The organism is Streptomyces sp. VRA16 Mangrove soil, from assembly GCF_017377775.1.
Classification (GTDB): domain Bacteria; phylum Actinomycetota; class Actinomycetes; order Streptomycetales; family Streptomycetaceae; genus Streptomyces.
In genome coordinates this window covers 235618-248445 of the sequence record NZ_JAFVLN010000004.1, presented here as the reverse complement: position 1 = coordinate 248445, position 12828 = coordinate 235618, and the positions used below count along the sequence as shown (strand labels likewise).

General features: G+C 73.1%; 8 protein-coding genes. 5 read left to right on the top strand and 3 right to left on the bottom strand.

The genetic code is table 11. From position 1 onward, the window contains the following. Positions 1–40: 40 nt before the first annotated feature. The 3 genes from hutG to J3486_RS13315 all read right to left on the bottom strand — a co-directional run bounded on the left by hutG (position 41) and on the right by J3486_RS13315 (position 3636). Positions 41–1000: a formimidoylglutamase gene (hutG, locus tag J3486_RS13325; RefSeq protein WP_207820483.1), complete on the bottom strand. Its 960-nt coding sequence runs from the start codon at positions 998–1000 to the stop codon at positions 41–43. Then, entirely contained in the window at positions 997–2667 is a 1671-nt protein-coding gene (hutU, locus tag J3486_RS13320) for a urocanate hydratase (RefSeq protein WP_207820482.1), read from the bottom strand. Before hutU ends, hutG begins: the two co-directional genes overlap by 4 nt. A 183-nt stretch (positions 2668–2850) precedes the next feature. After that, on the bottom strand, positions 2851–3636 hold the full coding sequence (locus J3486_RS13315; protein WP_229377967.1) for an IclR family transcriptional regulator: 786 nt from the start codon (positions 3634–3636) through the stop codon (positions 2851–2853). Between the two features lie 231 nt (positions 3637–3867). On the opposite strand from J3486_RS13315, the gene J3486_RS13310 reads away from it, so the two are divergent. From J3486_RS13310 to J3486_RS13290, 5 genes are all read left to right on the top strand, one after another. Next, positions 3868–4473 (top strand): CdaR family transcriptional regulator, encoded by a 606-nt coding sequence (locus J3486_RS13310; protein WP_207820480.1) that lies wholly within the window; start codon positions 3868–3870, stop codon positions 4471–4473. A 40-nt stretch (positions 4474–4513) separates the two neighbouring features. Continuing rightward, positions 4514–5170 carry a maleylpyruvate isomerase N-terminal domain-containing protein gene (locus J3486_RS13305; RefSeq protein WP_207820479.1) on the top strand — a complete coding sequence of 219 codons (657 nt, stop codon included), beginning with the start codon at positions 4514–4516 and terminating at the stop codon, positions 5168–5170. Between the two features lie 201 nt (positions 5171–5371). After that, positions 5372–5611 carry a hypothetical protein gene (locus J3486_RS13300; RefSeq protein WP_207820478.1) on the top strand — a complete coding sequence of 80 codons (240 nt, stop codon included), beginning with the start codon at positions 5372–5374 and terminating at the stop codon, positions 5609–5611. A gap of 90 nt (positions 5612–5701) precedes the next feature. Beyond that, a complete protein-coding gene (locus J3486_RS13295) occupies positions 5702–7750 on the top strand; it encodes a flotillin family protein (RefSeq protein ID WP_207820477.1) in 2049 nt (682 codons plus the stop codon). Positions 7751–7838: 88 nt separating this feature from the next. Then, positions 7839–12782: a DNA repair ATPase gene (locus J3486_RS13290; protein WP_207820476.1), complete on the top strand. Its 4944-nt coding sequence runs from the start codon at positions 7839–7841 to the stop codon at positions 12780–12782. The last annotated feature ends 46 nt before the right edge of the window (positions 12783–12828 follow it).

Below are 12828 nucleotides of genomic sequence, written 5' to 3'. Positions count from 1 at the left end.
GGCCGTGAGGGCGGCCGCCGCCCCGGAACGGGAGCCGGACTCAGGGCTTGAGCGGCTCCCACAGCAGTGCCGTGCGGTGCACGAGACGGGCGGCCGCGCGGGCGGTGCGCGCGTCCACGTCGTACGCCGGGTTGAGCTCGGCCACATCGGTGAGCGCGAGCTTCCCGGAGGCGGCGACGCGGGTGCAGACCCGCTCGATCACCGGTGTCGGGACGCCGTACGCGGCCGGGGCGGACACCCCGGGCGCCTCGGCGGCCGGCAGCACGTCCAGGTCGACCGTGAGATGCACGAGGTCACAGCCGTCGAGGAAGGCGTCGACGAAACCGTCCACGCCCGCAAGGTTGTCGACCCCGCACGCGGAGTCCGGCAGATGCCGCACCCCGAGGTCGCGCGCGGTGGCGAAAAGGCGTTCCGTGTTGGCGGGCTGGCTGATGCCGAGCACCGCGTAGTGGAACGGCCGCCCGGCCGCCTGTTCGTCCCGCGCGATCTGCAGGAACGGCGTGCCGGAGCTCGGCACCGCGTCGTCGCGCAGATCGAAGTGGGCGTCCAGATTGAGAATGCCGAGCCGCCGACCACCGTCGAGCAGCCCGCTGCGCACGAGCGCCCGGTAGCTCGCGTACCCCACGGCGTGGCCGCCGCCGAGCACGAACGTGCGGCGGCCCGCGGCCAGTTGCGGGGCGATCAGCGCGGCGAGCCGCTCCTGCCCCGCGGCGAGATCGCCGTCGGCGACGACCACGTCACCGGCGTCGACGGCGGTCGGCGCGTCACCGGGCAGGGCGAGCCCGCCGAGGGCGGCCCGCAGCGCGGCCGGTCCCTGGGCGGCGCCGACGCGGCCCTTGTTGCGGCGCACCCCCTCGTCGGAGGCGAACCCCGCGAACACGACGTCCGACCAGCTCTCCGCGGGAGTCGTACGGACGACGTGGTGCCAGCGGCGCAGCTCCGCGTCGGGGCCGTCGTCGCGGCCCGTCCACGGAGCGGCCGCACGGTCGGGAACCGTCACGCGTCGTCGCCCTCGCGCATCGGCACCCGCACACCGCGCTCGGCGGCGACGTCGGCCGCGTGCTCGTACCCGGCGTCGACGTGGCGGATGACACCCATCGCCGGGTCGTTGGTGAGCACGCGCTCGATCTTGCGGGCGGCGAGCTCGGTGCCGTCGGCGACACAGACCTGACCGGCGTGGATGGAGCGGCCCATGCCGACGCCGCCACCGTGGTGCAGGGAGACCCACGTGGCGCCCGAGGAGGTGTTGACCAGGGCGTTCAGCAGCGGCCAGTCGGCGATCGCGTCCGAGCCGTCCTTCATGGCCTCGGTCTCGCGGTACGGGGACGCGACCGAGCCCGAGTCGAGGTGGTCGCGGCCGATGGCGACCGGGGCGGAGAGCTCGCCGCTGGCGACCATCTCGTTGAACTTGAGACCCGCGAGGTGGCGCTCGCCGTAGCCCAGCCAGCAGATACGGGCCGGCAGACCCTCGAAGGAGATGCGCTCGGCGGCCATGTCCAGCCAGCGGTGCAGGTGCTTGTTCTCCGGGAACAGCTCCTTGATCGCCTTGTCCGTCTTGGCGATGTCCTCCGGGTCGCCGGAGAGGGCGGCCCAGCGGAACGGGCCGAGGCCCTCCTCGAACAGCGGCCGGATGTGCGCCGGGACGAAGCCGGGGAAGTCGAAGGCGCGGTCGTAGCCGGCCTTGCGGGCCTCGTCACGGATCGAGTTGCCGTAGTCGAAGACCTCCTTGCCCTGGTCGAGGAAGCCGACCATGGCCTCGACGTGCAGGCGCATCGAGTGGCGGGCCTTCTCGGTGAAGCCGGCCGGGTCCGCCTCGCGCTCCTTGTCCCAGTCCTCGACCGAGATGCCGACCGGCAGGTAGGCCAGCGGGTCGTGGGCCGAGGTCTGGTCGGTCACGATGTCGATCGGGGCACCGCGGCGCAGCAGCTCCGGGAAGATCTCGGCGGCGTTGCCGACGACACCGATGGACAGGCCGCGGCGCTCGTCACGGGCCTTGACCGCCAGCTCCAGGGCGTGGTCCAGGTTGTCGGCCTTGACGTCGAGGTAGCGGGTGCCGATGCGGCGGTCGACGCGCGTCTCGTCGACGTCGACACAGATCGCGACGCCCTCGTTCATGGTCACGGCCAGCGGCTGGGCACCACCCATGCCGCCGAGACCGGCGGTCAGGGTGATGGTCCCGGCGAGCGTCCCGTCGAACTTCTTGCGGGCGACGGCGCCGAAGGTCTCGTACGTGCCCTGGACGATGCCCTGCGAACCGATGTAGATCCACGAACCGGCCGTCATCTGGCCGTACATCGTCAGACCCTCGGCCTCCAGCTTGCGGAACTCCTCCCAGTTCGCCCAGTCACCGACGAGGTTGGAGTTGGCGAGCAGCACGCGCGGCGCCCACTCGTTGGTGCGCAGCACGCCGACCGGCTTGCCGGACTGGACGAGCAGCGTCTCGTCGTCCTTGAGCGTCTTCAGCGTGCGCACGATCGCGTCGTACGCCTCCCAGGACCGGGCCGCCTTGCCGGTGCCGCCGTACACGACCAGCTTGTCCGGGTGCTCGGCGACCTCGGCGTCGAGGTTGTTCATGAGCATCCGCAGGGCGCCCTCCTGCTGCCACCCCAGGGTGTTGAGCTCGGTGCCGCGCGGGGCGCGGACGGGGCGGGGAGCGGAGCTGGTCATGAGACCTCCAGATGACGCAGAGCGGGGTGGATCACCGTCCCGGCGCGGGACGGCTCGTGCTCCGACATCACAGAAGACGAGACAGACCCGGACCAGTACAGCGGTGAACATGTCTCGGATCCGAGACGGATTGTGGTCGGCGTGCGCAGGAACGAAAGGCTTCCGGCGGAGAAGGTCGGCACGTCAGGACGGGGAGTGCCCGAGCATCGCGGCGGTCAGGCGGGCGGCGGCGCGCTGCAGCCGCTCCGCGATCTCCTCCACGCCGTGCCGTCCGGCGGACCGCCGCCACGTCGTGGACAGGGCCGCGACCGGCTGCCCGAGGTGGTCGAAGGCGGGCGCGGCCAGCGACCGCATCCCCTCCGACACCAGCTCGACCTCCTCCGACCAGCCGCGCTCCCGCTCCACGGCGAGCCCGCGGCGCAGCTCGGCCGGGGTGCGCGGCCCGCGCCCCGTCCTGGTGAGCAGCGGCCCCGCGGGGAACAGCGCGCGCACCTGAGCGGGCGACGAGTGGGCCAGGAGGGCGCGGCCGTTCGCGGTGAGATGGGCGGGCAGCCGCACCCCGACGTCGGTGACGAGCTCGGGCGCGGGTTCCGGCGCGTGCGAGGCGGACGGCAGTTCCTTCAGCAGATAGACGCTCTCCGTCCCGTGCAGCACGCCCAGGTGCACGGGCTGCCCCAGCTGCTGGGCGAGCGCGCGCACCAGCGGCCGGGCGAGCCGTTCGAGCGGCTCGTGCCGCAGATAGGCCGAGCCGACCTCGAAGGCGGAGACCCCGAGCCCGTACAGCTGCCCCTCCGGGATGTACGTGACGAATCCGCGGTCCACCAGAACGGTGAGGATGTGATAGATGCTGGACCGCGGAATCCCCAGGTCGGCGGCGAGCGCGGGGGCGCGCACCGGGCCGGGGCGGCTGGACAGGTGGAGCAGGATGTCCAGGGCGCGGCCGACGGCCGGTGAAGCGCTGGTGGGCATGGGGGACGGCACCGCCTTTCACGAAGGGTGCTGCCTGCGGACCCTACGTCGATCCGTTGCGATCGCGAAAACCGTGAGGGACACGTCGGGCCGCGACCCGTGCCCGCCGGGCCGATCGCGCCGGGTCGACACGCCGTACGAGCTTCGGCTCCGCCGCGCCGGTCACCAGGTGCGCGATCAGCCGCCCCGTGGCCGTGGCCGTGGCCGGGCCGGCAGCAGGCCGAGCATGTTGTGCCCGGTGGCGAGGTGTTCCCGGGCGGCGAGGACGTGGCGGGCGAGATCGCCGCGGGTCGGTACGGGGTGCTGCACGTGGCCCGCGGCGCGGACGGCGAACCCGCCGAGCGCGGCGCCCTGTTGACCGACCTGATCGCCGGGCGCCACGGGGCCGTGTCCCGGGTGGCACTGGGCGAACCGGGCGCCGGTGTCGCCGGACTGCACGACGCGTACCGGGGCGCGCTCGCGGCGCTCGGCATCGGCCCGGTGCTCGACCCCGCGGCCCGCGTGCACACCGTGCGCGAGCTGCGGTTCCCGCACCGGGTGGCCGCGGCCACCCGGTGCGAGCGCGCCCGGCACGCCGCCGCCCGCTCTCCTCGGCGGGCCGCGCGAGCGCCCGACTGGAGCGACACCCGGGCGAGGCTGATCGCCTGGGCGGAGTGCGGCTGCCACCTGGTGCGCACCGCCGAGCGGCTGCGCATCCACCGGAACACGCTGCCGCACCGCCTGGGCAGGACCGCCGCGCTCTCGGCCCACGACGTACGGGATCCGCGAACGGCGATCGCGCTCCATCCGGCCTGCCTGGCGGACGCCCCGGACGCCCTGGACGCGCGGGGAGCATGAGGGACCGGCCGCCGCGCGCCCGTCCGCGTAGCGTGCTCGCGTGGATCTCTTCTCACGTACATGGAGCGAACTGCTGGCCACCGTGGAGAACCTGGCGGACGCGGACTTCGCGCGGCCGTCCGGGTGCGCCGGATGGCTCGTCCGGGACCTGGTGTGCCACCTCGTCATCGACGCGCAGGACGTGCTGATCACCCTCGTCACGCCCGCGGACACCGAGCCGACCCGGGACGCGGTGACGTACTGGACCATCGACGAGCACCGGCCCGGCGACGAGGACCCGCTCGCCGCGCTCACGGTGCGGCTCGCCGCTGCCTACCAGGACCCGGCACTGCTCAAGTTCCACCTCGACGACGTCGGCTCCGCCGCGGGGCGCGCGGCGCGGCTCGCGGATCCGGCACTGCGGGTCGGTACGCAGGGCGAGGTGCTGACGGCGGGCGACTACCTCGACGCGTACGTCCTCGAATGGACCCTGCACCACCTCGACCTCGTCGCCGGACTCCCGGCCGCGGCCCGTCCTTCGGCCGAAGGTCTTGGCAGGGCACGGGAGTTGCTGGAGGCGATCGCGGGCGCGCCGTTCCCCGCCGCGTTCTCCGACACGGACGCGCTGCTCGTCGGAACGGGGCGGCGCGCACCCGACGCGGCGGAGCGGGCGGCACTGGGGAAGGTGGCGGAGCGGATCCCCATGACGCTCGGGTGAGCCGCGCGGCCGGCCGGGGCAGGTGTGGCTCACCGGCATCAAGGCCGCGTAAAGATTGCCGGAACACGGCAATGCGCCGGACAGCGGCGCCGCGTCACGATGAGCGCGGCAGAAACGGGGGCCAAGCCCCGGTGCCGGTCTTCGGAAGCGAGGGCCGGTGCCGGGGTGGAGCCGGGCGCAGCGGTGAGGGGGGGCGGAGGAATGGGGGAGTTCCCCGCGAACGGCGCGGTCGAGGACGCCGTCGACAACGGCCCGGTCGAGGATGCCATCGACGCCACGGGCAGCAGGAACACCAGGAACACCAGGGGCATCAGGAGGTACGGCTCGTATCCGGCGGCGTGCCCCTCGGACCTGCGCGCTCCCGACGAACCCGGGCCGTCGTCGCACGGCACCGGCACCTCTTCCACGGTCCGCACAGCAGGCGGTCCCGGGCACCGGTAGGCGTGTGCGGCGCGGCCGCCTCCGTCCCGAGCCCGTTCTCTCATCTTCTTCTCGGGGTGCCAACTGCCCCCGTATCCAAAGGATTTCAGCATGGATGCCACCACCGTGGGCATCGGCGTGTCCGCCGTCGTTGTCCTGCTCGCTCTCGCCGTCATGTTGCTCGTGTTCACCAGGCTGTTCCGCAAGGTGGAGCAGGGCAAGGCGCTGATCGTCTCGAAGATGCGCAAGGTGGACGTCACCTTCACCGGTCAGGTCGTCCTCCCGGTGCTGCACAAGGCCGAGGTCATGGACATCTCGGTGAAGGCCATCGAGATCACCCGCACCGGCCGCGACGGCCTGATCTGCCGGGACAACATCCGGGCCGACATCCGCATCTCGTTCTTCGTGAAGGTCAACAAGACCGTCGACGACGTGATCCGGGTCGCCCAGTCGGTCGGCACCGCACGCGCCAGTGACCAGAAGACGCTCCAGGAACTGTTCCACGCGAAGTTCTCCGAGGCGCTGAAGACCGTCGGCAAGCAGATGGACTTCACCGACCTCTACACCAAGCGCGAGGAACTCCGCTTCAAGATCATCGAGGTCATCGGGGTCGACCTGAGCGGCTACCACCTGGAGGACGCGGCGATCGACTACCTGGAGCAGACGCCGCTCTCCCAGCTCGACCCGCACAACGTCCTCGACGCCCAGGGCATCCGCAAGATCACCGAGCTGACGGCGATCGAGCACGTGAAGACCAACGAGTTCCAGCGCACCGAGGAGAAGGAGATCACCCGGCAGAACGTCGACGCCCGGGAGACCATCCTCGAACTGGAGCGCCGCCAGGCCGACGCCGAGATCAAGCAGAAGCGCGAGATCGACACCGTGCGGGCCCGCGAGGAGGCCGAGACGGCGCGCGTCGTGGAGGAGGAGCGGCTGCGGTCTCAGGGCGCGTTCCTCGCCACCGAGGAGAAGCTCGGGGTGCAGCGCGAGAACCAGGCCCGCGAGGTCGCCGTCGCCCAGAAGAACCGCGAGCGCGTCATCGCCGTCGAGAACGAGCGCATCGAGAAGGACCGCCTCCTCGAAGTCATCGCCCGCGAGCGGGAGACCCAGCTGACGAAGATCGCCGCCGACAAGGAGGTCGAGGCGGAGAAGCGGGAGATCGCCGAGGTCGTCCGCGAGCGCGTCGCCGTCGACCGGACGGTCGCCGAGCAGGAGGAGTCCATCAAGAAGCTGCGCGCGGTCGAGGCGGCCGAGCGCGACCGGCAGGCCATCGTCATCGCGGCGGAGGCCGAGGCGCAGGAGAAGCTGGTCAAGGACATCAAGGCCGCGGAGGCCGCCGAGCAGGCCGCCACCCACCGCGCGGCCGAGCAACTCACTCTTGCCGAGGCCGAGTTGAAGGCGGCCGACCTGACGGCGCAGGCCAAGTTGAAGCTGGCCCCCGGAATCCAGGCGGAGGCGGCGGCTGTGGGCCTGGCCGAGGTGAAGGTGCGCGACCGGCAGGCCGACGTCGCCCAGAAGGCCGGGAAGATCGAGGCCGAGAACACCGAGGCACGGCTGCGCGCCGAGGCCGAGGGCGCCCGCGCCAAGGCGCTGGCCGAGGCCACCGCGATCGGCGAGAAGCTCAAGGCGGAGGCCGAGGGCATCAGCCAGAAGGCCGTCGCCATGGCCGCCCTCGACGAGGCGTCCCGCGGCCACGAGGAGTACCGGCTGCGGCTCCAGGCCGAGAAGGAGATCCGGCTCGCGGGCATCGACGTGCAGCGGCAGGTCGCCGAGGCACAGGCCACCGTCATCGCGACCGGCCTGGAGAACGCCGACATCAACATCGTCGGCGGCGAGACCGTCTTCTTCGACCGGCTCGTGTCCTCCATCGCGCTCGGCAAGGGCGTCGACAGCTTCGTGCAGAACTCGCAGACCGCCCAGACCCTCGCCGGGCCGTGGCTGGACGGCTCGGCGAGCTTCACCGAGGACATCGGCAAGATCCTCGGCTCGGTCTCCACGGCCGACGTGCAGCACCTCACCGTCTCCGCGCTGCTGATGAAGATGATGAACAACGGCGCGGCCGACCAGGCCGGACAGCTGCGTGAACTCCTCGACAAGGCAGGTCAGTTGGGCGTCGCCGACCTGCCGCTCGGCCAGCTGAACGGCGCAGTCCGCAGCTGACCGCACAGACCGGCCGGGGTTGCCGTACGGGGGTCGGCGGCCCCGGCCACATCGTCGTACCACCATCAGCACGAGAGGGATCCCGCACATGGACACGGGCGTGGACGAGGGCACGTACGAGGTGCTGCGCGACCGGCTCGCCGCGCAGTCCCGCGAACTGGCGGCCCGCGCGGGCGAGTTGAACGACCGGCGCAGCGCCGCGTTCGGCTCCACCGGGCTGACGCTCACCGCCACCGGCGCCGTCCGCACCGACGCGCCCCGCCTGGCCCGCGACGTCGTCGCCGTCGGCGGCGCCCTGCTCGTCGGCCAGCGCGACGTGCTCGGCACCGGCACGCCCGAGGTCGGCGACATCTTCACCCTGCACACCCCGGACCCGGACCGGGACCTGGAGCGGCTGCCCGACGACGCCGTCCCCGGGCTCCTCGACGACCCGTCCTTCCGCTCCGAGTTCGCCACCCTCTTCCGCTACTACCGCGACAGCCGCCTCCTCGAACTCCGGCTGATCGACGGCAAGTTGCTCGCCGTCTTCCAGACCGGCGACAAGGCCGACGACATCCGCGTGCTGCGCTGGGAGCTCGACGCGCGCGACGGCGCCCGGTTTCTCGACGCGCGCGGCGACCGCGACGACGTACGGCCGCCCGCCCACGACGTCACCTGGCGGGAGACCACCCGTGAGGACCACGTCCTCGGCCGCCACCCGCACGTCCGCGTCGAGGGCGAGATCTTCGTCGCCACCGTCGGCGGCAGCCTCACCGTCAAGACCGAGGACGACACCGAGACGGCCGGCGGCATCCACTCCGAGCCCGTCGACGAACCGCTCCAGTCGCTCGCCGACGCCGCCGTCGCGTACGCCCGCGTTGGCCCGCTGATCCTGCTGCGGGTGCGCCCCTACAAGGAGAGCGCCGACCGGCACCTGGTCTTCAACACCCTCACCAAGTCCGTCGTCCGCCTCGACGGCATCGGGCAGGCGTGCCGGGTGCTGCCCGACGCACAGGGCGTCGTCTTCCCCGGCGGCTACTGCCTGGCCGCCGGCGCCCACAAGACGTTCGACGCCGTCGACACCACGGACCTCGTCTACGAGCGCACCGTCCGCGCCCCCGGCGGCGAGGACGTCCTCTACGTCTTCCGGGCCCGCGCCGCGGGCCGCACCCTGCTGCTGCCCTACCACCTCATCCGCAAGGAGATCGCCACCCCGCTCACCGGCCGCGGCCACGCCCTCTTCGACGACGGCACCCTCGTCCTGCTGCGCACGGACCCGTCCGGCGAACCCACCCGCACCCACGCGGTGCAGACCTGGGCGACACCGTTCACCGCCGACACGTACGAGACCCGAGCGGGCGAGGGGGACCCGGAGCTGGCCCGCATCGGCAACGCCGAGCTGGTGCGCGGTATCGCCGACTGCCTCTCCCTCGTCCGCACGGTCCAGGAAGCCGCCGCAACCCCCACCACCACCGCCTACGAAGCCCTCGCCGCGGCCTGCGAGCGCGTCACCGACACCTACCCGTGGCTGGACGAACTGCGCGGCCCGGTCACGGAGTTGCGGACGACCGCCGCCCAGATCGTCACCGAGTACGCGACCGTGCGCGCCCTCACCCGCAAGGCCGCCGACGCCCTCGACGAGGCCGCCGCACGCGTCACCGCGCTCGTCCGCCGGATCCGCGGCGAGGCGCCGCGCAGCGCGCACGAATGGGTCGAACGGCTCACCGAACTGCGCCGCGCCCAGGGGCAGTTGCTCACTCTCAAGGAGCTGCGGTACGCCGACGTCGAGCGCATCGACGCCCTCGACGAGCAGCTCACCGGCGATCTCGCGTCCGCGGGCGCCCGCGCCGTCGCCTTCCTGGCCAGGCCCGACGCCCTCGCCGACCACCACGCGGAGCTCGACGGACTCACCGGGCAGGCGGAGCAGCTCGCCACCACCGCACAGGCCGCGCCGCTCGCCGAGCGCGTCACCGAACTCGCCGAGCAGCTGCGGACCGTCACCGACGTCGTCGGCGGCCTCGACGTCGACGACGCCACCGTCCGCGCCGACGTCCTGGAACGCATCGCCGAAGCCCTCGCCGGCGTCAACCGGGCCCGCGCCACCCTCGACGCCCGCCGCCGCGAACTCGCCGTCCACGAAGGGCGCGCCGAGTTCGCCGCCGAGTTCTCGCTGCTCGGCCAGGCCGTCACCGGAGCCCTCGCCGCGGCCACCACCCCCGAGGCGTGCGACGACCAACTGGCGCGCGTGCTGCTTCAGTTGGAGAACCTGGATGGCCGCTTCGCCGAGAGCGACGACTTCCTCGCCGACCTCGACGCCAAGCGCGTCGAGATCCGCGAGGCGTTCGCCGCCCGCAAGCAGACCCTCGCCGACGCCCGCGCCCGGCACACCGAACGCCTCGCCACGTCCGCGTACCGCATCCTGGAGACGGTCGCCCGGCGCCTCGCCGACCTCGGCTCGTTCGAGGAGATCAGCACGTTCCTGGCCTCCGACCCGATGGTCGCCAAGGTACGCCGTACGATCGACGCCCTGCGCGACCGTGACGACCAGGTCCGCGCCGACGAACTCGACGGCCGGCTCGCCGTCGCCCGCCAGGACGCCCTGCGCGCCCTGCGCGACCGCACCGAGCTGTACGCCGACGGCGGCACCACGCTGCGCCTCGGCCGCCACCGCATCGCGGTCAACACCCGGCAGCCCGAACTCGCCCTCGTCCCGCACGGCGCCGACGGCATGGCGTACGCGCTCACCGGCACCGACTACCGCGCCCCCGTCGACGACCCGGAGTTCGCCGGGCTCCGCGCCTACTGGGGCCAGTCGCTGCCCTCCGAGAACAGCGACGTCTACCGCGCCGAACACCTCGCCGCCCGGCTGCTCGCCGAGCACGGCGCCGAGGACCTGCTCGCCCGCGACGACCTCGCCGCCCTGGTGCGCGCCGCCGCCGAGGACGCGTACGACGAGGGCTACGAACGCGGCGTCCACGACCACGACGCCACCACGATCCTCACCGCGCTGCTGCGCCTGCACGCCGGCGCGGGACTGCTCCGCCACGCCCCGGCCGTGCGCGCCGCCGCCCAGCTCTTCTGGGCGCACGGGACGACCGCGGACGAGCGTGAAGCCTGGGCCAGGCGCGCCGTCTCCCTGGCCCGCGCCCGCGACACGTTCGGGCTCGCGCCCGCCATCGACGACTGGTGCGCGGAGCTCGCGGTGCGGATCGGATCCCTCGACGACACGGCGCCGGGGGAGCGGCGCGGGCCCGGCCCGGGCGCCGACGACGCGGCGGCCGGGGCCCGTTCCGTCCGCTGCGGCGCGGCACACGCCGCCCCGGACTCCCGCGACATCGCCACCTACCTCTTCGAGGAGCTCACCACAGGACCCGCCGGATTCGTCACCTCCGCCGGCGCCCGCACCTTCCTCGACAAGTTCCGCCGCGCCGTGGACAGTTCGGCCTACGAGGACGATCTCGCCGCCGTCCCCGACCTCGCAACCCGCCGCTCCCTCGTCGAGGCATGGCTGAGCGCGTACGCGGCCGCCGCGGGGGACGACGCGGGGGACCTCCCGGAGGCCGTGGCGCTCGAACTCTGCCCCGACCTCCCCCGGCACGACGCCGACGCCCCGCTCACCGCCACCGTCGAAGGACTCCTCGGCACCCACGCCCGCGTCGAGGGCCGCCGCCTCACCTTCCGCCTCGACGAACTCCTCGCCCGCACCCGGGACTTCCGGGAGCGGATCGTCCCCGGCTTCCGCGCCTACCAGCGGCTGCGCACCTCGCTCGTCGCCGCCGAGCACGAGCGGCTGCGGCTCGCCGAGCACCGGCCGCACGTGCTGCCCACCTTCGTGCGCAGCCGCCTCGTCGACGAGGTGTACCTCCCGCTGATCGGCGACAGCCTCGCCAAGCAGCTCGGCACCGCCGGCGGCCTGTTGCTGCTGATCTCGCCGCCCGGCTACGGCAAGACGACCCTCGTCGAGTACGTCGCCGACCGGCTCGGCATGCTCCTCGTGAAGGTCGACGGCCCCGCCCTGGGCCACGACGTCACCTCGCTCGACCCCGCGCAGGCCCCGAACGTCACCGCCCGCCAGGAGATCGAGAAGGTCAACTTCGCCCTGGAGGCCGGCAACAACGTCCTGCTGTACCTCGACGACATCCAGCACACCTCGCCCGAACTGCTCCAGAAGTTCATCGCCCTGTGCGACGGACAGCGCCGCATGGACGGCGTGTGGCAGGGCGAGCCGCGCAGCCACGACCTGCGCGGGAAGCGGTTCGCGGTGTGCATGGCCGGCAACCCGTACACCGAGTCCGGGCAGCGCTTCCGCATCCCCGACATGCTCGCCAACCGCGCCGACGTGTGGAACCTCGGCGACGTGCTCACCGGCAAGGAGGACGTCTTCGCGCTGAGCTTCGTCGAGAACGCGCTCACCGCCAACCCGCACCTCGCCCCGCTCGCCGGCCGGGACCGCGCCGATCTGGAGATCCTCCTGCGGCTCGCCCAGGACGACCCGGACGCCCGCGCCGACCGCCTCGCCCACCCCTACGAGCCCGCCGAGACCGAACGTATCGTCGCCGTGCTGCGCCACCTACTCGCCGCCCGGGACACGGTCCTCGCCGTCAACGCCGCCTACATCGCCTCGGCCGCGCAGTCCGACGACGCCCGTACCGAGCCGCCGTTCCTGCTCCAGGGCTCGTACCGCAACATGAACAAGATCGCCGCCCGGATCGACCCCGCACTGAACGCCGCGGAGCTGGCCGCCGTCCTCGACGACCACTACGCGGGCGAGGCCCAGACGCTCACCACCGGCGCCGAGGCCAACCTCCTCAAGCTCGCCGAGCTCCGCGGCCGGCTCGGCGCGGCGCAGGCCGAGCGGTGGCGCGAGGTGAAGGCCGGGTACGTCCGCACCCACACCCTCGGCGGCGCCGACGGCGACCCCGTGGTGCGCGCCGTCGCCGCCCTCGGGCTGCTCGCCGACCGGGTCGCCGCCGTCGAGTCCGCCATCAGCCGCGCCACCGACCCCCGCCACACCCTCGCCAACTCCGTGGCACGCCACGCACAACGCCCGTGAACAGGCGAACCGAGGGCCCCCGCACGATCGTCCCCGTCAACGGTGC